This is a genomic window from Pseudoduganella albidiflava (genome assembly GCF_004322755.1).
In the GTDB taxonomy this organism is placed as follows: domain Bacteria; phylum Pseudomonadota; class Gammaproteobacteria; order Burkholderiales; family Burkholderiaceae_D; genus Rugamonas; species Rugamonas albidiflava.
In genome coordinates this window covers 5,929,402-5,948,277 of sequence record NZ_CP036401.1, presented here as the reverse complement: position 1 = coordinate 5,948,277, position 18,876 = coordinate 5,929,402, and the positions used below count along the sequence as shown (strand labels likewise).

Below are 18,876 nucleotides of genomic sequence, written 5' to 3'. Positions count from 1 at the left end.
TTTTTGAACAGGACCAGCATATGAGTAATATTTTAAGGCAACAGTTTATCGCGTTTTCCGTCTCGGCGGGAGTGCTGAAATTTGGCGAATTCACCACCAAGGCGGGGCGCCAGTCGCCGTATTTCTTCAATGCGGGCCTGTTCCACGACGGCGCCACGCTGGCGAAAGTGGCCGACTTCTACGCGCAGACCCTGCTCGACTCCGGCGTCGAATTCGACATGCTGTTCGGCCCCGCTTACAAGGGCATCACGCTGGCGTCGGCCACCGCGGTGGCGCTGGCCAACAAGGGCCGCAACACGTCGTTCGCCTATAACCGCAAGGAAGCCAAGGACCATGGCGAAGGCGGCACGCTGGTCGGCGCGAAGCTGTCCGGCAAGGTGGTCATCATCGACGACGTGATCTCGGCCGGCACCTCGGTGCGCGAATCGGTGGAGATGATCCGCAACGCCGGCGCCGAGCCGTGCGCCGTGCTGATCGCGCTGGACCGGATGGAGCGGGGCGGCAAGGATGGCGTGGTATCGGACCTGTCCGCGGTGCAGGAAGTGAGCAAGAACTACAACATTCCCGTGATCTCGATCGGCAACCTGGCCGACCTGCTGGGTTACCTGTCCGCCGATCCGGCGCTGGCACAGCACAAGGATGCGGTAGCGGCCTACCGCGACCGCTACGGGATCGCCTGAGTGGGTTGCTGGGCATCAACTTAATTGTTGCGGCCGCCGTTGGTTGTGCTTAAATATGGGTAACAACGGAGGAGCCGCAATGAACAAAGCATCCCTGAAAGTGTATGGCGACGAGGCCGCGGTTGCCGACGCGCGCGACGGCTTGCCCAGCGAGCCGGAAGTCAGCTGGAAGAAGGGCGACGTGCGGCCCGATGGCCGCGTGCGCATCGATGACGGCTTCTATGTGAGCCTGGGCGAGGACGCCAACCCGGCTGCGCTGGTCCGCCACCTGCGCGCCTGGCTGCATGAATGCGAGGCGCGGGGCATCACCTTCGACGTGCCGCCGCTGGCCGCCGAACTGCGGATCGCCATGATCGACGTGGGGCCGGACGACGCGCTCGATTTCTCGATCGCCGACCTGACCCTGTTCGTCAACATGGGCATCACGCTCAGTATCACTGGCTGATGGTCACTGGCTGATGGTGACGGGCTGATGGTGACGGGCTGATGCGCTTCGCAGAAGACCGGCTCGATTCCTTCGGCGGCCGGGCCGGCGTGCCGCGCACCGTGCATGTCTGGGAGCCGCCGGAACCGCCACGCTGCGTGCTGCTGGCTCTGCACGGCGGCATGGCCCATGCGGGCGACTGGGTCACGCCGGCGCGCTATTTCCGCGCACGCGGCATCGCCACCGCGGCTTTCGACCTGTGCGGCCATGGCGCCGGCAGGCGTGCCGACATCCCCGATTTCGACATCCTCGTCGAGGAGACCGGCCTGTTCCTCGACTGGATACGCGCGCGCTGGCCCGGCGTCCCCGTGTTCGTCATCGCCCACTCGATGGGGGCCCTGGTCGCGACGAAGTTCGGACTGGCGGGTGGCGGCGATGTCGCCGGCTACATCCTGTCGTCGCCGTATTACGTGAACGCGGTGGCCGTGCCCGCCGTCCTGCAAAAGCTGTCCACCGTGCTGGCACGGCTCCTGCCGACGATGAAGGTACCGCTGGCATCCCTGACCGATGTGCTCACGCATGATGCCGCCATCACCGCGCGCCATCGCCGCGACGAAGCCGATGGCCTCCGCGCCACCGAAATCACGATGCGCTTCGGGCACGCGCTGCAACAGGCGCAGCATGGCCTGTCGCTGGCGGGCTGGCGCCATCCGCTGTACGTGGTGCTGGCCGGCCAGGATGAACTGGCGGACACCCAGGCTGCGCTGCGCCTGCTGAGCGCCGTGCCGCCCCACCTGCTGGCCTGCCGCGTCGAGGCGGGCAACCGCCACGAGAATTTCAACGAACTGAACCGCGACGACATCTTTGCCGGCATCGCCGGATGGATCGAACGCGCCCTCGTGCAACGGGACGGTTAAAAAGACCACATACCGATGGTCGAAATGCCATTAGCATCGAAGGCTCCCACACGACAGGAGGATGCCATGGACTCGATCAATCGCAACCAGCCGGAACACAACCACAAGGACCTGACCGGACACGATGCGGTCAAGCGGATCAGGCACATCGTCGACGATGCGGAGAGCTGCTTCTTCGTCAGCAGCGGCACCGATGCGCGGCCGATGTCGGTGCTCGATGTCGACGAGGCGGGCAGCCTGTGGTTCATGAGCGCGGCCGACAGCCACAAGAACGCGGAGGTCGCCGCCGACCCGAAGGTGCGCGTGTACTTCCAGGCATCGAAGCATGCCGGTTTTCTGTACCTGGACGGCATCGCCACGATCTCGCGCGATCCCGCCCGCATCCGTGAACTGTGGAGCCCGGAACTGGCCACCTGGTTCACGGAAGGGCTGGGCGACCCCCGCATCACGCTGATCCGCGTGGTGCCCACGGATGGCTACTACTGGGACAACAAGCACGGCAACCTGGTGCAGGGCCTGAAGATCATGGTGGGCGCCGCGATCGGCAAGACGCTGGACGATTCGATCGAAGGCCGCGTGGCGCCGTGATGGCCGGCGTCAGCGCGGGCCGCGCGTGACCTTCGCCACATAGGTCGGCAGCCTCCATGCGCCGCCGGGTGCCACCAGGCGGCACATGCCGGAAGTGGTCGATTCGGTCAGCACGAAGCGGCGGCCGTCCCAGACCCATTCCCTGGTAGCCCAGCAGTCGCCCATGCCGCGGCCCTTCTGCGCCGACGTGATGATGCCGGCCGCGTAGTCGGTGGCGTCGGCGGTGACCAGTTCCAGGTTGAATGGCGCGGCCTTGTTGGCCACGAGATAGGCGCTGCCGGTGTTGTAGGCGCCTGTCCAGCAGGGCATCTGCACCAGCAGTTTTTCCGGGGTCAGTTTCATCACGGTCAACTGGTCCGGCTCGAAGGCCTCGCAGCCACTGGTACCGGCATCGAGCGCCTTGCGCAGTTCGCGGAGCAGGGCGGTGCGGGCCGCCGGCGGCAGGTTTACTTCGGTCGAACCGGCCGATGCGGGAGAAACCTCGGGCGCCGGCAGTGGTCCCGGCACGGTATCCTCGGGCCGGCTGCCCTTGCGCAGCAGCGCCCCCATGGTGCCGAGGCGGCCCTGGACTTCATCCATCTTCAGCAGCACGGCGGAAGCGCCCTTGCCGGACAGCGCCCAGGTGTGCGTGCCGTCGGTCCATTCCACCCGGCCGGTGCCCGAAACGGCCGAGACCAGCGCCTGCGCCTGCGCGGGCGTCAGCGTGCCGTGCTGGGCCTCGATCTTCACCGGCCCCACCGCCTTGCCGTCGATCTTCATCGTCACCGTTGCCGACTTCGGCTCCGGCGCCTCGTCGCCATAGCTGCCCAGCTGCAGCGTGGCCGCGAGGGCGCGCCCGGGACCCGCCACGCGCTCGAGCAGCACGGAAACGGCCGGCTCGACACCGTCGGGCTGGTACCCGGCCGCGCGGCACGTGCGCGTGTTGTCGCACGCCAGTTCCCAGTCGTGGTGGCTGAATTCCGTGCCGGCGGGCGTGGCCGCAAGCACGGGGATGGCCAGGGTGGCCAGCAATGGAGCGATCAGTTTTTTCATGTCGACAAGATAACAAAAAAAGGCGCCGCGGCGCCTTTTTTTAAAAACGGTGACAGGCACCATTTATGTCGAAATGTTTTCCGGAAAATGGAGCCTGTCACTAAGGCCGTTAAGTTAAGCGCCATCCGGCACATTGAAAGCGCATGCATTCACCCCAACAGCGAAGGGCTGGGGTCAGACCCGCCGGGTCTGACCCCGGAATCTGCCATTGGGTTTAGAAGTCGGAGCCTGTCACCGGTTTTCTGGTCAGCCCGCCAGCTTCTGCTTGAGCAGTTCCGTCAGCTGTGCCGGGTTGGCCTTGCCTTTCGATGCCTTCATGGCCTGGCCGATCAGCGCGTTGATCGCCGCTTCCTTGCCGGCGCGGTACTGCTCGACCGACTTGGCGTTGTTGGCGATGACTTCGTCGACGATGGCGACCAGGGCGCCCGCGTCGGACACCTGGCCCAGGTCTTTTTCCTTGATGATGGCATCGACCAGCGCGGCGTCATCCGAATTGGCTTCCCACAGCGCCTGGAAGACTTCCTTGGCCGCCTTGTTCGAGATGGTGCCGTCGGCGATGCGCTTGAGCATGAGCGCCAGCTGCGCCGGTTTCACGGGCGCGTCGGCGATGTCGACATCGTTGCGGTTCAGCGTCGAGGACACGTCGCCCATCAGCCAGTTCGCCGCTGCCTTGGCGTTTTCCTGGCCGGCGGCGGCCACCACGGCTTCGAAGTAGGTGGCCATCGCCTTCGACGAGGTCAGCACCAGCGAATCGTATTCCGGCAGCTTGTACTGGCCGACGAAGCGCTCGCGCATCACGGCCGGCAGTTCCGGCATCGCGGCTTTCACGCGCTCGATCCAGTCTTCGGAAATCGCCAGCGGTGGCAGGTCCGGGTCGGGGAAATAGCGGTAATCCTGCGCATCTTCCTTGCTGCGCATTTCGCGGGTTTCCTTGCGGTCCGGGTCATACAGGCGCGTGGCCTGCACCACCTTGCCGCCATCCTCGATCAGCTCGATCTGGCGGCGCACTTCCACGTTCACCGCTTCCTCGATGAAGCGGAACGAGTTCAGGTTCTTGATCTCGCAGCGGGTGCCGAATTCGGTCTGGCCCTTCGGGCGCACGGACACGTTGACGTCGCAGCGGAACGAGCCTTCCTGCATGTTGCCGTCGCAAACGCCCAGCCACATCACCAGGCCATGCAGCGCCTTGGCGTAGGCCACCGCTTCCTGCGCCGAGCGGATTTCCGGTTCGGAGACGATTTCCAGCAGCGGCGTGCCGGCCCGGTTCAGGTCGATGCCGGACATGCCGTGGTAATCCTCGTGCAGCGATTTGCCGGCGTCTTCTTCCAGGTGCGCGCGCGTCAGGTTCACGGTCTTTGTGACGAACTTGCCATCCTTCTCGAAGCCGAACGTCAGCGAGCCGCCCTGCACGACCGGGTCATCCATCTGGCTGATCTGGTAACCCTTCGGCAAGTCGGGGTAGAAATAATTCTTGCGGGCGAAGATCGATTGCGGCGCGATCTTCGCGCCCACGGCCAGGCCGAAGCGGATCGCGCGGTCGACCGCCTGCTTGTTCATCACCGGCAGCACGCCCGGCAGCGCCAGGTCGACGGGGCTGGCCTGCGTGTTCGGCTCGGCGCCGAACGCGGTCGGCGAGCCACTGAAGATTTTCGAATCGGTCGTGAGCTGCACGTGGTTCTCGAGACCGATGACGACTTCCCATTCCATATTGTTCTTCCTTGTGATCTCTTGGATGCGATCAGGCAGCGGCCGGAGCGCGTGCGTGCCAGTCGGTCGCCTGCTGGAACTGGTGGGCGATGTTCAGCAGCTTCGCCTCGGCGAAGTAATTGCCGATGATCTGCAGGCCCACCGGGCGGTTCGCATTCTTGTCGCCCTGGCCGAAACCGCAGGGAATCGACATGCCGGGCAAGCCGGCCAGGCTGGTCGACAGCGTGAAGATGTCGGCCAGGTAGTTCGCCACCGGATCGTCCGCCTTCGAACCCAGGTCCCAGGCCACGGTCGGGGCCACGGGGCCCATGATCACGTCGCACACGGCATCGGGGCCGGAGAGCACTTTGGCGAAATCGTCGGCGATCAGGCGGCGGATCTTCTGGGCCTTCACGTAGTACGCATCGTAGTAGCCATGGCACAGCACATACGTGCCCACCATGATGCGGCGCTGCACCTCGGGGCCGAAGCCCTGGGCGCGCGTCTTGCGGTACATGTCCTGCAGGTCCTTGTAGCCCTCGGCGCGGAAGCCGTAGCGCACGCCGTCGAAGCGCGACAGGTTCGACGACGCCTCGGCCGGCGCGATCATGTAATAGGCCGGGATCGACAGCGCCGTGTTCGGCAGCGAGATGTCGACCAGCGTGGCGCCCAGTTTCACGAATTGCTCGAGCGCCGCGCGCACAGCCGCTTCCACGTCGGCAGCCAGGCCTTCGCCGAAGTATTCCTTCGGCACGCCGATGCGCAGGCCGGCCAGCGGTTCGTTCAGGTTGCGCGTGAAATCCTCATGCACGCCACCCTGTTCCGGCGCCAGGCTGGTCGAATCGCGCTCGTCGTAGCCGGCCATCGCCGACAGCAGCAGGGCGCAATCCTCGGCGGTCTGCGCCATCGGGCCGCCCTGGTCGAGCGACGAAGCGAACGCGATCATGCCGAAGCGCGACACGCGGCCATAGGTCGGCTTGATGCCGGTGATGCCGCAGAACGCGGCCGGCTGGCGGATCGAGCCGCCCGTGTCGGTGCCGGTCACGGCCGGCGCCAGGCGTGCCGCCACGGCCGCCGCCGAACCGCCGGACGAACCGCCCGGCACGGCATTCGTGTCCCACGGGTTCTTCACGGCGCCGAAGGCCGAGTTCTCGTTCGACGACCCCATCGCGAATTCGTCGCAATTGAGCTTGCCCAGGTGGACCATGCCCACGCCATGCAGTTTTTCGACCACGGTGGCGTCGAACGGGCTCACGTAATCGGCCAGCATCTTCGAGCCGGCCGTGGAGCGCCAGCCGCGCGTCACGAAAATATCCTTGTGGGCGATCGGCACGCCGGCCAGCGGGTGCGCGTTGCCGGCGGCAAGGCGGGCATCGGCATCGGCAGCCTGGGCCAGCGTCAGCGCGCGATCCACGTGCAGGAAGGCGTTCAGGTCGCTCGCTTCGATACGGTCGAGGTAGTGCGTCGCCAGCTCGGTGGCGGAAATCTCCTTCGACTGCAGCAGCGTGGACAGTTCTTTGAGGGTCTTGGTATGGATCATGGTGTTGTTCTGCTGTCCCGCCGCCGGGCGGCGGGAGGATGGATTAGTCGATCACCTTCGGCACCAGGTACAGGCCGTCCTCGGTCTTCGGTGCCACTTTCTGGTAATCGTCGCGGCGGTTCGGCTCGGTGGGCACGTCGTCGCGCAGGCGCAGCGCCACCTGCATGTGCGCGGCCAGCGGGTGCGCCAGCGGCGGTACGCCTTCGGTATCCACGGCGCGCATCTGCTCGGCCAGCGCGAAGATGCCGTTCAGCTTGTCCAGCATCGCCGCGGAATGCTGTTCGTCCAGTTCCAGTTGCGCCAGCTTGGCGATGCGGTTTACGTCGGTGGGTGTCAGGGCCATTTTCGGGGCGCGCAAAGCGCTAGTCATAAAACTGAGGGTTTCGATAAGACTTTTGTAACATCGGCCATTTTCACCCTAAAACCCCGGCAAACCTGCATAAACGCAGGCTTCGGGGTCCGCACATTTGAGTGGATTCAGGGCAAATAGCCCGTGAATTATAAGGTAGAATGCCGGGTTGATGCGTTGCCGGCATCCCGGTGGCCGCCAGTCTGGCAGAGCCCCGCTTCCCAGGCCGACGCATCACAGGACAATCTTCTAACTGCCCACGCGCGGGCAAGAGCGCTACAGGATACTCATGTTTGGTTTTTTACGCAGGTACATCTCGTCCGATCTGGCCATTGACCTCGGCACGGCAAATACTCTTATTTACGTGCGCGGTTCGGGCATCGTGCTCGATGAGCCCTCGGTGGTGGCGATCCGCCAGGAAGGCGGCCCGAATGGCAAGAAGACCATCCAGGCGGTCGGCAAGGAAGCCAAGCAGATGCTGGGCAAGGTACCCGGCAACATCGAAGCGATCCGTCCGATGAAGGATGGCGTGATCGCCGACTTCACCGTGACCGAGCAGATGCTCAAGCAGTTCATCCGCATGGTGCACGACTCGAAGTTCTTCCGCCCGTCGCCGCGCATCATCATCTGCGTGCCGTGCGGCTCGACCCAGGTGGAACGCCGCGCGATCCGCGAATCGGCGCTCGGCGCCGGCGCTTCGCAGGTCTACCTGATCGAGGAGCCGATGGCGGCCGCGATCGGCGCCGGCCTGCCGGTATCCGATGCAACGGGTTCGATGGTGGTCGATATCGGCGGCGGCACCACCGAAGTGGGCATCATCTCGCTGGGCGGCATGGTCTACAAGGGTTCCGTGCGCGTCGGCGGCGACAAGTTCGACGAAGCGATCGTCAACTACATCCGTCGCAATTACGGCATGCTGATCGGCGAACAGACGGCCGAAGCGATCAAGAAGGCGATCGGCTCCGCGTTCCCGGGATCCGAAGTCAAGGAAATGGAAGTCAAGGGCCGCAACCTGTCCGAAGGCATCCCGCGTTCGTTCACGATCTCGTCGAACGAGATCCTGGAAGCGCTGACCGACCCGCTGAACAATATCGTGTCGGCCGTGAAGAACGCGCTGGAACAGACGCCGCCGGAACTGGGCGCGGACATCGCCGAAAAGGGCATGATGCTGACCGGCGGCGGCGCGCTGCTGCGCGACCTGGATCGGCTGCTGATGGAAGAAACCGGCCTGCCGGTGCTGGTGGCCGAAGACCCGCTGACTTGCGTGGTGCGCGGTTCGGGCATGGCGCTGGAACGCATGGACCAGCTGGGATCGATCTTCTCGTACGAGTGATCCCCGGCACGATCGCGGCCGCGGTCTTCGTCTGCAATGGATTGCGGATGGGTGCGGCCAGGCGTTAGCAATACCGGGCGGTTCGTGCCATGTGCGCGGCCGCCCATGTCCATTCAGGATCTATGGAATACAGTCCGCCGCCACTCTTCAAGCAAGGGGCGTCCGCGCGCGCCAAGATGGTGATCTGCGCGTGCATCTCGATCGCATTGCTGTTGTTCGATTCGCGCGTGGGCGCGCTGACCGTGGTGCGCCAGGTGGTCGGTACCGTGCTGTATCCGCTGCAGGTGGCGGCGATGCTGCCGCGCGATGCCCTGGCGGGCGTGGGCACCTATTTCTCCACCTTGTCCGGCCTGGAAAAACAGGTGCGCGAACTGCGCACGCAGCAGATCGCCATGGCGCACACGCTGCAGCAGGCGCAGCTCACGCAGGCCGAGAACGCCCAGTTGCGCAGGCTGCTCGAAGCCCGTGAAAAAGTGCCGGGCAAGACGATGCTGGCGGAAATCCTCTACGACGCGCGCGACGTGTTCACCCGCAAGGTGATCCTGAACCGCGGCATGCAGCAGGGCGTGCGGGCCGGCCTGCCCGTGATCGACAACCAGGGCGTGGTGGGGCAGGTCACGCGGGTGTTTCCCTTCACATCCGAGGTCACGCTGCTGACCGACAAGGAACAGGCGATTCCCGTGCAGGTGCTGCGGAACGGCCTGCGCAGCGTTGCCTATGGCCGCGGCCAATCCGGCAACCTGGACCTGCGCTTCATGGCGCCGAACGCCGACGTGGTGGTGGGCGATATCCTGATCACGTCCGGCATCGACGGTGTGTATCCGGCCGGCCTGGCGGTAGCCCGCGTCACGCAGGTGGAAAACAGCGCGAACGGCATGTTTGGCCGCGTGGTGTGCCAGCCGCTGGCCGGCATCGAACGCAATACGCAGCTGCTGATCCTGATGTCGCTGCCGGAGATGCCGCCGCGTCCGCCGGAAGAAGATACCAGCAAGCCGGTCAAGAAAAAGAAAGCGGCCGATTCGGCCACCGCGCCATCGGCTGCCGCGCCTGCCGCCGAGGGCGCCGCGCCTGCCGCGGGTGCTCCCGTGGCGGCGCAGGCCAATGTACCGGCAGGCCCGGCGGCGCCGGGCCTGCGCCCGGGAGCGCCGCCGCAACCGCTGGCCACCGCGCCGGCCGGTGTCCAGGCCACCGCGCCGGCGGCGTCGCCCGTCGCGCCGCGCACCAATGCGCCGGCGCCCGCACCTGCAGCCGCGGCACCGAGGGAGAACCGATGAACCGTCCGCAGTACATCCTGCTGCCCGTCAGCCCCATCTTCATCGCGATCAGCCTGCTGGCCGCGTTCCTGCTCAACCTGATGCCCTGGGGCCAGTTCATCGCCGCGCCGGACTTCGTGGCGCTGGTGCTGGTATTCTGGGGCGTGCACCAGCCGCGCCGGGTCGGCATCGGCACCGCATTCTGCCTGGGCCTGCTGATGGACGTGCACGACGCCACGCTGCTGGGCGAGAATGCGCTGGCCTACACGCTGCTGTCGTATTGCGCGATCATGATGCACCGCCGCGTGCTGTGGTTCCGCATCAGTACCCAGGCCATGCATGTGCTGCCGCTGCTGCTGCTGGCGCAGGCGGTGCAGTTGCTGGTGCGCTTCCTGGTCTCCGGCAAGTTCCCCGGCTGGTTCTACTTTGTCGAAAGCTTCGTGTCGGCGCTGCTGTGGCCCCTGATCACGATGCTGCTGCTGGCGCCGCAGCGCCGCGCGGTCGACAAGGACCATACCCGCCCGATCTGATGCGCCCGGAAGCAATCACGCCACACCGACACCCATGACCGAGCTGAAGAACAACGAGCGCGAACTGCACCTGTTCCGGGTGCGGCTGACGCTGCTCGGCACCCTCGTCTTCATCTGCTTCGCGCTGCTGCTCGCGCGCCTGGTCTGGCTGCAGGTGATCCGCCACAGCGACTACATGGCGCAGGCCGAGGACAACCGGATCGCCGTGGTGCCGATCCAGCCGAACCGGGGCCTGATCCTGGACCGCAACGGCGTGGTCCTGGCGCGCAACTACTCGGCCTACACGCTCGAGATCACGCCGTCCAAGCTGCGCGTGCCGCTGGAGGAAATGATCGATGCGCTGGCCCTGATTGTCGAGGTGACGCCGAAGGACCGCCGCCGCTTCAAGAAGCTGATGGACGAGTCGAAGAACTTCGCCAGCGTTCCGCTGCGCACCCGGCTGTCCGACGAGGAGGTGGCGCGCTTTACCGCGAACCGGTTCCGCTACCCCGGCGTGGAAGTGCAGGCGCGCCTGTTCCGCAACTATCCGCTGGGCGAGACGGCGTCGCACGTGATCGGCTACATCGGCCGCATCAACCAGAAGGAAGCCAAGGCGATCGAGGAGCGCGAGGATGCCGCGAACTACAACGGCACCGACTACATCGGCAAGGAAGGCCTGGAAAAGAGCTATGAAAAGCACTTGCACGGCATTACCGGCTACGAGGAAGTCGAAGTGTCGGCGGGCGGGCGCGCGATCCGCACGCTGTCGCGCACGCCGCCCACCTCCGGCAGCAACCTGATCCTGTCGATCGATATCGAACTGCAGAAGATCGCCGAGGAAGCGTTCGGCGAATGGCGCGGCGCGCTGGTGGCGATCGAGCCGTCGACCGGCGACGTGCTGGCTTATGTGTCCCGGCCGGGCTACGACCCGAACCTGTTCGTGGATGGTATCGATTCGCAGAGCTGGAACGAACTGAATACGTCGCTGGACCGGCCGATGGTGAACCGGCCGCTGTCCGGCACCTATGCGCCCGGCTCGACGTTCAAGCCGTTCATGGCGCTGGCCGCGCTGGAGACGGGCAAGCGCACGCCGTCGCAGGCCATCTTCGACCCGGGCTTCATGTACCTCGGCACCCACAAGTTCCGCGACGACGTGGTGAATGGCCACGGCACGGTGGACTTGCGCAAGTCGATCGTGGTGTCGTGCAACACGTACTACTACCACCTGGGCCGCGACATGGGGATCGACATGATCCACGACTTCATGAAGCCGTTCGGCTTCGGCCAGAAGACCGGCATCGACCTGGACAACGAGAAGACCGGCGTGCTGCCATCGAAGGAATGGAAGCAGTCGCGCTACAAGAAGAACCCGCGGGCCGGCAAGTGGGTGGGCGGCGACACGATCTCGGTGTCGAACGGTTCCGGCTACAACTCTTATACGCCGCTGCAGATCGCCCACGCGGTGGCGAACCTGGCCAACAACGGCATCGTGATGAAGCCGCACCTGGTGAAGATCATCGAGGATGGCGGCACGCGCGCCCGCACGCTGACCGTGCCGAAGGAAAGCTACCGCATTCCGCTGAAGCAGCAGAACATCGACCTGATCAAGGACGCCATGGTCGGCGTGGTGAGCGAGCAGGGCGGCACGGCGACGCGCGCCTTCGCCGGGGTGCAATACACGGTGGGTGGCAAGACGGGTACCGCGCAGGTCGTGGGCATCCGCAAGAACGAGAAGTACAACGCCAAGACGCTGGCCGAGCGGCTGCGCGACAATGCGCTGTTCACCGCCTTCGCTCCGGCCGACAAGCCGCGCATCGTGATCGCCATGGTGGTCGAGAATGCCGGCTTCGGCGGCGCCGTGGCCGCGCCGATCGCCCGCAAGGTGCTCGACTACTACATGCTGGGCAAGCGGCCGACCGAGAAGAACACCGACAAGGTGCCGAAGGAAGACGCCGAAGTGTTCGAGCCCATCGAAGGCCCGCTTGCCGAGGAAGAAGCGGCGCTGGCGCGCGAACAGCTGGCGGCGCAGCAGGCGCAGGCCGGGCAGGGCGCACAGCCGGGGGCGCCGGCGGCAGCGGGGCAGGGCGCGGTGAAGCCGGCGCCGCGGGCTCCTGCGGGGGCGGCACAGAATCCGCCGCCCGGACCGGGACTGATGCCGGTGCGTCCGCCGACCACTACGGCGCCGGCATCCGGTGCGCCACCCGCACCGGCGGGGCGGCCAGCGGCGCAGGCGCCCGCGCAAGGGACAGCGCCGCCGCGCCCCGCGGAAGGGCGGGCGCAACAGCCTGCCGCCATCCCGCCAAGGAACAGGGAATAACATGCGCATCAACGAACGACGCTCGCTGTGGCGGCGCCTGAAACCCTATGTGGCGGTATTCGACCCACCGCTGCTGCTGCTGCTGGCACTGCTGCTGGGCACCAGCCTGGTCACGCTGTACTCGGCCAGCCTGGGTATCGAAGGCAAGATCGAGGACCAGCTGCGCAATATCGCCATGTGCGTGCTGGTCATGTGGATCACATCGAACATCTCGCCGCAGAACCTGATGCGGATCGCCGTTCCCGCCTATACGGTGACGGTATTGCTGCTGGTGGCGGTGGCGCTGGTCGGCACCATCAAGCTGGGCGCGCGGCGCTGGCTGCATATCGGCATCATCGATATCCAGCCTTCCGAACTGGCCAAGATCGCCGTGCCGCTGATGCTGGCCTGGTACTTCCAGCACCAGCAGGGCCACCTGCGCTGGCATTCCTACCTGGTCGGCGCGCTGCTGCTGCTGGTGCCGGTGGGGCTGGTGATGCGCCAGCCCGACCTGGGCACCTCGCTGCTGGTGGTGGCCGCCGGCTTCGCCGTGATCTATCTCGCCGGGCTGCCGTGGCGCGCCATGCTGGCGCTCGTGGTGGCCGGCGCATGCTTCATGCCGGTGGCATGGTCGATGATGCACGACTACCAGCGCCAGCGCGTGATGACGCTGATCGATCCCACCGCCGACCCGCTGGGCAAGGGCTTCCACATCATCCAGTCCACCATCGCGATCGGCTCGGGGGGCATCACCGGCAAGGGCTGGACCAAGGGCACCCAGACACACCTGGAATTCATCCCGGAACGCACCACGGACTTCATCTTCTCCGTCTATTCCGAGGAATTCGGCCTGGCGGGTAACCTGTTCCTGATGTTGCTGTACCTGTTGCTGATCGGCCGCGGCATGATGATCGCCGCCAATGCCCCCGATTTCTTTACTCGCCTGCTGGCAGGAGCGATGACGATGATCTTCTTTACTTACGCATTCGTGAACATGGGCATGGTGAGCGGCATCCTGCCCGTGGTGGGCGTGCCGCTGCCGTTCATGAGTTATGGCGGTACCGCGCTGCTGACACTGGGCATCGTGTCGGGCATCCTGATGAGCGTGCAGCGCCACCGCAAGCTGGTGCAGACCTGATGGCGCGCCGGTATTCTCTTTCCTGGCCCGGCTTTTCGTCCAGTTCTTCGTCCGGTTTTTCGTTTGGCTTCGCGCCGGTTTCCTCGCGCGCTGGGGCCTGCGCGCTGCTGGCGGCCATGCTGGCGCTGGCCGGCTGCGGCGGGCCGGAAGTCGTCGGCAAGCTGCCTGGCGCGCCGAAGGTCAAGCCGAAGCACCGCGAACCCGGCGTGCCCGACCTGCCGCCGGCCGGCTCGGGGCGCGGCGCCTACTACAAGGACGACGGCCCCGGCGACGACCCGCCGCCGAACCTGTTGCAGACGCCTGATGCCGAGGTGCGCAACGATCCACCGCTGCCGCGCGCCAACCGTCCCTACACGGTTTTCGGCACCACGTACGAACCGATCCCGCATGACAAGCCCTATACGGCGCGCGGCCTGGGCACCTGGTACGGCAAGAAGTTCCACGGGCAGCGCACGTCGTCCGGCGAGCTGTACGACATGTACAAGATGTCGGCGGCGCATCCGACCCTGCCGATTCCTTCGTATGCGCGGGTGACCAACCTGTCCAACGGCAAATCCGTCGTGGTGCGCATCAACGACCGCGGGCCGTTCAAGTCGTCGCGCGTGATCGACGTGTCGTACACGGCGGCGCTGAAACTGGGCCTGCTGCTCAATGGCAGCAGCGAACTCGAAGTGACGCGCCTGATGCCGGACGAGATCGACAAGATGGTCGCGGCTCGCAAGGCCGGCGTCGTCATCGCCGCGGTGGAAGGCGTGCCCGTCAGCGCGCTGCGGCCGGGCGCGCCGCTGCTGGCCAGCGCCGGCCCGGACGAGCTGGAAGACTTCATCCTGTCGCGCGGCACGGCGGCCGATACGGCGGCGCCATCCTCCAACGGCTTTTATCTGCAGCTGGGCGCCTACGCCAAGGAAACCAGCGCCGCCATGATGCGTGAACGCGTCGCCAGCGCCACCCGCGGCAGCGAATTCTCCGTGGTGCAGGTCGGCCCGCTATACCGGCTGTACGGCGGCCCGTTCGGCTCCCGCGAAGAAGCCGCCGCCGCCGCCGCCCGCCTGCCCACCGCCCTGCGGCTCAAGCCCCTGATCGTGCAGCGCGAGATCAATTAACAAAATTTCCAAAAATCGGGGACAGTCCCCGTTTTCAGGAAATCTTGTGGCTTTAGTTTCCTAAAACCGGGGTCAGACTCCGATTCCTGGAAACATTGCCGTATGGTTTGCCTCGCCTGCCGCGTGTTTCAACCGCTATAGCAAGCAACGCGAAATCGATCGATCGTGCAGGCACTGGAAGATTTGGGTCAGGCAACAATTTCCCAAAATCGGGGTCAGACCCCGGTTTTGGGAAACATTTTTACTGGCACTTGCGGAGTTGCTGGCCTTTGAATCCGGTGGCGATCTTTTCGAGCCGGGCGCGGGTGGTGGTGCCGATGTCGCGGAACTGGAACACGAGCTGCTTCGATGGCGCGTAGCGCGGGGTGATGCGCACGCCCGTGACGCCCTGCTTGACCAGGGCGGCAAGCTGCGTCTGCGCGGCGGCTTCCTGCTTGAACACGCCCAGCGAGATCGCCAGCCGCATCGGCTGGTTGTCGGGGATGATGTAGAAGTTGTCGACGCCTTTCGCGCGCAGGTCGGCGGCCTTGCGGTTGGCCGCTTCGCGATTGGCGAACGGCGGGATGTTCACCACGTAGCTGGACACTTCCTGGCCCGGCACGTTGCGGCGCGACTGGCGGTCGCCCAGCTGCAGCGGCGCCAGTTCGGCCTCGAAGCGGCGCGCCTCGGCAAGCATGAAATTGCCGATCTCGATGCAGGCCACGGCCACCGCTTCATCCTTCGGCGGCGGGCCGGGCGGTTCGGGCGGCGCGGCGGCCGCCGCCGCGGCATTGGCCTGCGCGGGAGGGATCACTTTCAGCGCCTTCGTGTTCAGCTGCCGGGCGAGCCGCCCGGGTTCCCGTTCGCCATCGGCGACATTGCCCACATAGCCCTGGCCCACGGCGAACAGCGCCACGTTCACGGCCAGCAGCGCGAAAAAGCAGAACTTCAGCATGGCGAACTCAGCATGTTTCATCCATTTCGCCGGCCAGCAGTGCCGCGTGCAGGCCGAGCATCACGATATTGTCCACGTGGCGCGCCGGCGCGTTGAGTACCGGGGCGATCAGCGGAGCGGCTCCGCCGGAGATGATACAGGGCGCGCCGCCGTGCGCGGCAATCGCGCGCTCGATTGCGCCAGCCTGCGCCGCCAGGCAGCCCGACAGGATGGCGTCATGCGTGTTGCCGGCGAACGTGGGCGGCAATGCGGTACCGGCATCGATCTGCGGCAATTGCGCCGTGTTGCGTGCCAGCGCGCCCGACATCAGCCGCAGTCCCGGCAGGATCATGCCGCCGATGAAGGTACCGTCCGCCGTGACCGCATCGATGGTGGTCGCCGTGCCGCAGTTGGCAATGACCAGGTCCTGCCGCGGCGCCAGCGCCCGCGCGCCGATCGCGGCGGCAAAGCGGTCGCAGCCCAGTTGCGCGGGATTGGCATATCCGTTCAGGATGCCGGCGCGCCACGGCACGGAGGCAAACCATTCGACGGCAGCCTGCGGCGCGCAGATGCGCAGGGCGCCTTCGATCGCGGCACGCACGCCGCCGCCGGCCACGTTGGCCACCAGCACGCGCACCGGCCCAATTCCCGCCGCCTGCCATTCGCCGGCCAGCGTGTCGAGCATCCCGTGCGCCATCGCGCCGTGCAGGCGCCATTGTCCGGCCGGCGCGCCGGCATCGGCCAGCGCCCACTTGACGCGGGTATTGCCGGCATCGACCACCAGCCAGGTCGCGGCGCCGGCGCTCATGCAAGCCTCAGCGAAACGTCGCCGGACAGCACGGCCACGCGGCCGGCCGACGTGTCGAGCAGCAGCCGGCCGGCATCGTCGACGCCAGCGGCCAGTCCCTGGTGCACCACATTGCCCTGGTCGAGGATATTGACCGGCTGGCCGCGCCAGGCCTGCAGCGCGTTCCACCGGTCGCGGAACGGCGCGAAGCCGGTATCGTCGAATTCGGCCAGCACGGCGGCGAGGCGCGACAGCAGCAGGGCCACCAGTTCGTTGCGGTCCATCCGCGCCAGCCACGGCGCCGACGACACGGCGCGGCCGATCGCCGCTTCCATGTCGTCCGGCATGGCCAGGTTGATGCCGCAGCCGATCACTGCCCAAGGCACGCCATCGGGCGCGGTGCCGGTTTCCACCAGGATGCCGGCCAGCTTGGCGCCATCCTTCATCAGGTCGTTCGGCCATTTCAGCTGCACCGGCACGTCGAGCGAGGCCACCGTTTCCGCCAGCGCCACGCCGACCGCCAGCGGCAGTCCGGCCAGCCGCTGCAGCGGCCCCTTGAACGGCCATGCCAGCGAAAACGTCAGCGATGCGCCAGGCGCCGACAGCCAGGGCCGGCCGGCGCGGCCGCGGCCGGCGTTCTGCACGTCGGCGATCCGCAGCACGGGGCGGGATAGCGCGCCCGCGGGCAGCCGGGCCAGCAGGTCGGCATTGGTGGAACCGGTTTCGGATACCGCCTCGATGGCGACATGGGATGCGCTGGCGGCGCAGCGTGCGAGGATCTTCGCTGCGTCCAGCAGGGGGATGGCGGCTGTCATGGTGCGCTCTTGCGCGCCTTGCGGGGCGCGCGGGCAAAGGCCAGATCATACAGCGGGTCCGGCAGCCAGCGCAGCAGCTTCGCCACGACGCCCATCTGCCACGGGATCACGCGGTAGCGCACGCCGTGGCCGATGGCCCGCACCGCCCGGTCGGCGAAGCGTTCCGGCGCCATCAGGAACGGCATGTGGTACTTGTTCTGCCGCGTCATCGGCGTGTCGATGTAGCCGGGCGCGATCGTCACCACGCGGATGCCGTGGCGGCGCATCTCCAGCCGCAGCGCTTCGCAATAGGTGACCACCGCCGCCTTCGACGCGCTGTAGCCGCCGCCGCCCGGCAAGCCGCGCACCCCGGCCACGCTGGCCATGCCGACCAGCGTGCCATGGCCCTGTTCGCGCATCGCCTCGATGAACGGACCGAAGGTGGCCACCGTGGCGGTGACGTTGGTGGCGATGATGGCTTCGAACACCGGCAAGTCTTCCGGTACTTCGGTCAGCGTGCCGTGCGAGATGCCGGCGTTGGCGATCACGATGTCGATGCCGCCGGCATGGGCGATGAAGTCGCGCGCCGCGGCGGCGAGCGCCGCATGGTCGCAGACATCGCCGGGATAGACGCGATGCCGGGAAAGACCGGGAGCGGAGGTTGGGACAGCGGGGGAAAGGGAAGCGGCCAGTTCGCGCAGCGCGCTTTCGCGGCGGGCGAACAGGCCGAGGGTGGCGCCATCGCGCGCATAGCGGGCGGCCAGGGCGGCGCCGATGCCGCTGGACGCGCCCGTGATGAACACGCGCGGCCCCGCGGCGACCAGCGCCGTGGCCAATGCGTCGGCCATTACTTCTTCTCGGCCTTTGCCTTCGCGACCAGGAAGTCGAGCACCTGCGTGGTGGCCTGCTGCTGCGCGGCCTCGGTGGCGAGGTTGTCGTTGGCCTTGCCCGTCAGGCTCGGCGAAGCCTGCCAGCGGCCGTCGACGACCAGCAGCGGCCAGTACTCGACCTTGTAGCTTTCCATCAGCGCGGACGAGCGGCGCACCTTGCCGGCCACCCCGAACGAGCGGTAGGTGTCGATGAATTTCTGCTTGTCGACACCGTTCTGCGCGACCCAGTCGAATACTTCCTCGTCGCGGGTGAAGCTGTGGCTGCCGCCACGCAGCGCGGCCAGTACCTTCGACTGCAGCGCGTCGGCCAGGCCGAGCGATTCGAGCGCGTAGTACAGCTTCTGCTGCGGCGCCAGCCGGTCGTTGTAGGGCACGTGCACGCGCTTGAAGACGATGTTGTCGCCCTGTTTCTTCACCCAGGCCGACAGGATCGGATCGAAGGTCTGGCAGTGCGGGCACCAGTAGGCGAAGAACTCGATCACTTCCACCTTCTTGCCGGTGTCGGTCGGCTGCGGCGTCGGCAAGGCCGTGTACTCGGCGCCTTCCTTCGGCGCGGCGGGCGATGCGGCCACGCCGGCGGCAAACGTGACGCCGACCGCGGCCAGCACGATGGCGGAGCGAATCTGCTTCATCAAGCGCATGGG

The 18,876-nt window shown here is 66.5% G+C and carries 19 protein-coding genes; 10 read left to right on the top strand and 9 right to left on the bottom strand.

The window, feature by feature from the left end; translation table 11 throughout:
- The first annotated feature begins 20 nt into the window (after positions 1-20).
- From pyrE to EYF70_RS24730, 4 genes are all read left to right on the top strand, one after another.
- A complete protein-coding gene (gene pyrE / locus EYF70_RS24745; RefSeq protein ID WP_131147774.1) occupies positions 21-680 on the top strand; it encodes an orotate phosphoribosyltransferase in 660 nt (219 codons plus the stop codon).
- Positions 681-759: 79 nt separating this feature from the next.
- Positions 760-1,125 (top strand): hypothetical protein, encoded by a 366-nt coding sequence (locus tag EYF70_RS24740; protein ID WP_131147773.1) that lies wholly within the window; start codon positions 760-762, stop codon positions 1,123-1,125.
- A gap of 41 nt (positions 1,126-1,166) precedes the next feature.
- Positions 1,167-2,021 (top strand): alpha/beta fold hydrolase, encoded by an 855-nt coding sequence (locus EYF70_RS24735; RefSeq protein WP_131147772.1) that lies wholly within the window; start codon positions 1,167-1,169, stop codon positions 2,019-2,021.
- A 66-nt stretch (positions 2,022-2,087) separates the two neighbouring features.
- Positions 2,088-2,609 (top strand): pyridoxamine 5'-phosphate oxidase family protein, encoded by a 522-nt coding sequence (locus tag EYF70_RS24730; RefSeq protein WP_131147771.1) that lies wholly within the window; start codon positions 2,088-2,090, stop codon positions 2,607-2,609.
- A 9-nt stretch (positions 2,610-2,618) separates the two neighbouring features.
- Here EYF70_RS24730 and EYF70_RS24725 read toward each other — a convergent pair whose 3' ends face one another.
- The 4 genes from EYF70_RS24725 to gatC form a co-directional block, all read right to left on the bottom strand.
- Positions 2,619-3,641, bottom strand: a complete 1,023-nt coding sequence (locus EYF70_RS24725; RefSeq protein ID WP_131147770.1) for a DUF1176 domain-containing protein — start codon at positions 3,639-3,641, stop codon at positions 2,619-2,621.
- Between the two features lie 246 nt (positions 3,642-3,887).
- Positions 3,888-5,348, bottom strand: a complete 1,461-nt coding sequence (gene gatB, locus EYF70_RS24720; RefSeq protein ID WP_131147769.1) for an Asp-tRNA(Asn)/Glu-tRNA(Gln) amidotransferase subunit GatB — start codon at positions 5,346-5,348, stop codon at positions 3,888-3,890.
- 31 nt (positions 5,349-5,379) lie between these two features.
- On the bottom strand, positions 5,380-6,864 hold the full coding sequence (gene gatA / locus EYF70_RS24715; protein WP_131149325.1) for an Asp-tRNA(Asn)/Glu-tRNA(Gln) amidotransferase subunit GatA: 1,485 nt from the start codon (positions 6,862-6,864) through the stop codon (positions 5,380-5,382).
- A gap of 46 nt (positions 6,865-6,910) precedes the next feature.
- Positions 6,911-7,210: an Asp-tRNA(Asn)/Glu-tRNA(Gln) amidotransferase subunit GatC gene (gene gatC, locus EYF70_RS24710; protein WP_131147768.1), complete on the bottom strand. Its 300-nt coding sequence runs from the start codon at positions 7,208-7,210 to the stop codon at positions 6,911-6,913.
- A 295-nt stretch (positions 7,211-7,505) separates the two neighbouring features.
- On the opposite strand from gatC, the gene EYF70_RS24705 reads away from it, so the two are divergent.
- The 6 genes from EYF70_RS24705 (at position 7,506) to EYF70_RS24680 (ending at position 14,848) form a co-directional block, all read left to right on the top strand.
- Positions 7,506-8,549: a rod shape-determining protein gene (locus EYF70_RS24705; RefSeq protein WP_050409489.1), complete on the top strand. Its 1,044-nt coding sequence runs from the start codon at positions 7,506-7,508 to the stop codon at positions 8,547-8,549.
- A gap of 122 nt (positions 8,550-8,671) precedes the next feature.
- A complete protein-coding gene (mreC, locus tag EYF70_RS24700; RefSeq protein WP_131147767.1) occupies positions 8,672-9,823 on the top strand; it encodes a rod shape-determining protein MreC in 1,152 nt (383 codons plus the stop codon).
- Complete coding sequence (mreD, locus tag EYF70_RS24695) at positions 9,820-10,332, top strand: rod shape-determining protein MreD (RefSeq protein WP_131147766.1); 513 nt, start codon at positions 9,820-9,822, stop codon at positions 10,330-10,332. The genes mreC and mreD overlap by 4 nt, the downstream gene beginning before the upstream one ends.
- A 34-nt stretch (positions 10,333-10,366) precedes the next feature.
- Positions 10,367-12,628, top strand: coding sequence for a penicillin-binding protein 2 (gene mrdA / locus EYF70_RS24690; protein ID WP_131147765.1), 2,262 nt, complete (start codon positions 10,367-10,369; stop codon positions 12,626-12,628).
- A 1-nt stretch (position 12,629) separates the two neighbouring features.
- Positions 12,630-13,745: a rod shape-determining protein RodA gene (gene rodA, locus EYF70_RS24685; protein ID WP_131147764.1), complete on the top strand. Its 1,116-nt coding sequence runs from the start codon at positions 12,630-12,632 to the stop codon at positions 13,743-13,745.
- Complete coding sequence (locus EYF70_RS24680) at positions 13,745-14,848, top strand: septal ring lytic transglycosylase RlpA family protein (protein ID WP_131147763.1); 1,104 nt, start codon at positions 13,745-13,747, stop codon at positions 14,846-14,848. The genes rodA and EYF70_RS24680 overlap by 1 nt, the downstream gene beginning before the upstream one ends.
- Positions 14,849-15,089: 241 nt before the next feature.
- Here EYF70_RS24680 and EYF70_RS24675 read toward each other — a convergent pair whose 3' ends face one another.
- From EYF70_RS24675 to EYF70_RS24655, 5 genes are read right to left on the bottom strand one after another with little or no spacing between them, the layout of a single operon-like run.
- Positions 15,090-15,803, bottom strand: coding sequence for an SPOR domain-containing protein (locus tag EYF70_RS24675; protein WP_229420543.1), 714 nt, complete (start codon positions 15,801-15,803; stop codon positions 15,090-15,092).
- Positions 15,790-16,569 (bottom strand): type III pantothenate kinase, encoded by a 780-nt coding sequence (locus EYF70_RS24670; RefSeq protein ID WP_131147762.1) that lies wholly within the window; start codon positions 16,567-16,569, stop codon positions 15,790-15,792. The genes EYF70_RS24675 and EYF70_RS24670 overlap by 14 nt, the downstream gene beginning before the upstream one ends.
- Entirely contained in the window at positions 16,566-17,363 is a 798-nt protein-coding gene (locus EYF70_RS24665; protein WP_131147761.1) for a biotin--[acetyl-CoA-carboxylase] ligase, read from the bottom strand. Before EYF70_RS24665 ends, EYF70_RS24670 begins: the two co-directional genes overlap by 4 nt.
- Complete coding sequence (locus EYF70_RS24660) at positions 17,360-18,190, bottom strand: SDR family oxidoreductase (RefSeq protein WP_131147760.1); 831 nt, start codon at positions 18,188-18,190, stop codon at positions 17,360-17,362. Before EYF70_RS24660 ends, EYF70_RS24665 begins: the two co-directional genes overlap by 4 nt.
- Positions 18,190-18,873 carry a thiol:disulfide interchange protein DsbA/DsbL gene (locus tag EYF70_RS24655; protein WP_131147759.1) on the bottom strand — a complete coding sequence of 228 codons (684 nt, stop codon included), beginning with the start codon at positions 18,871-18,873 and terminating at the stop codon, positions 18,190-18,192. Before EYF70_RS24655 ends, EYF70_RS24660 begins: the two co-directional genes overlap by 1 nt.
- Positions 18,874-18,876: the final 3 nt, after the last annotated feature.

Excerpts from the sequence above, each read along its gene's own strand:
- EYF70_RS24660 (WP_131147760.1), bottom strand. The coding sequence starts at position 18,190 with ATGGCCGACGCATTGGCCACGGCGCTGGTCGCCGCGGGGCCGCGCGTG.
- mreC (WP_131147767.1), top strand. The coding sequence starts at position 8,672 with ATGGAATACAGTCCGCCGCCACTCTTCAAGCAAGGGGCGTCCGCGCGC.
- EYF70_RS24655 (WP_131147759.1), bottom strand. The coding sequence starts at position 18,873 with ATGCGCTTGATGAAGCAGATTCGCTCCGCCATCGTGCTGGCCGCGGTC.
- mreD (WP_131147766.1), top strand. The coding sequence starts at position 9,820 with ATGAACCGTCCGCAGTACATCCTGCTGCCCGTCAGCCCCATCTTCATC.
- EYF70_RS24670 (WP_131147762.1), bottom strand. The coding sequence starts at position 16,569 with ATGAGCGCCGGCGCCGCGACCTGGCTGGTGGTCGATGCCGGCAATACC.
- EYF70_RS24665 (WP_131147761.1), bottom strand. The coding sequence starts at position 17,363 with ATGACAGCCGCCATCCCCCTGCTGGACGCAGCGAAGATCCTCGCACGC.
- EYF70_RS24740 (WP_131147773.1), top strand. The coding sequence starts at position 760 with ATGAACAAAGCATCCCTGAAAGTGTATGGCGACGAGGCCGCGGTTGCC.
- rodA (WP_131147764.1), top strand. The coding sequence starts at position 12,630 with ATGCGCATCAACGAACGACGCTCGCTGTGGCGGCGCCTGAAACCCTAT.
- EYF70_RS24735 (WP_131147772.1), top strand. The coding sequence starts at position 1,167 with ATGCGCTTCGCAGAAGACCGGCTCGATTCCTTCGGCGGCCGGGCCGGC.
- EYF70_RS24675 (WP_229420543.1), bottom strand. The coding sequence starts at position 15,803 with ATGAAACATGCTGAGTTCGCCATGCTGAAGTTCTGCTTTTTCGCGCTG.
- gatB (WP_131147769.1), bottom strand. The coding sequence starts at position 5,348 with ATGGAATGGGAAGTCGTCATCGGTCTCGAGAACCACGTGCAGCTCACG.
- pyrE (WP_131147774.1), top strand. The coding sequence starts at position 21 with ATGAGTAATATTTTAAGGCAACAGTTTATCGCGTTTTCCGTCTCGGCG.
- EYF70_RS24725 (WP_131147770.1), bottom strand. The coding sequence starts at position 3,641 with ATGAAAAAACTGATCGCTCCATTGCTGGCCACCCTGGCCATCCCCGTG.
- EYF70_RS24680 (WP_131147763.1), top strand. The coding sequence starts at position 13,745 with ATGGCGCGCCGGTATTCTCTTTCCTGGCCCGGCTTTTCGTCCAGTTCT.
- EYF70_RS24705 (WP_050409489.1), top strand. The coding sequence starts at position 7,506 with ATGTTTGGTTTTTTACGCAGGTACATCTCGTCCGATCTGGCCATTGAC.
- gatC (WP_131147768.1), bottom strand. The coding sequence starts at position 7,210 with ATGGCCCTGACACCCACCGACGTAAACCGCATCGCCAAGCTGGCGCAA.
- mrdA (WP_131147765.1), top strand. The coding sequence starts at position 10,367 with ATGACCGAGCTGAAGAACAACGAGCGCGAACTGCACCTGTTCCGGGTG.
- EYF70_RS24730 (WP_131147771.1), top strand. The coding sequence starts at position 2,088 with ATGGACTCGATCAATCGCAACCAGCCGGAACACAACCACAAGGACCTG.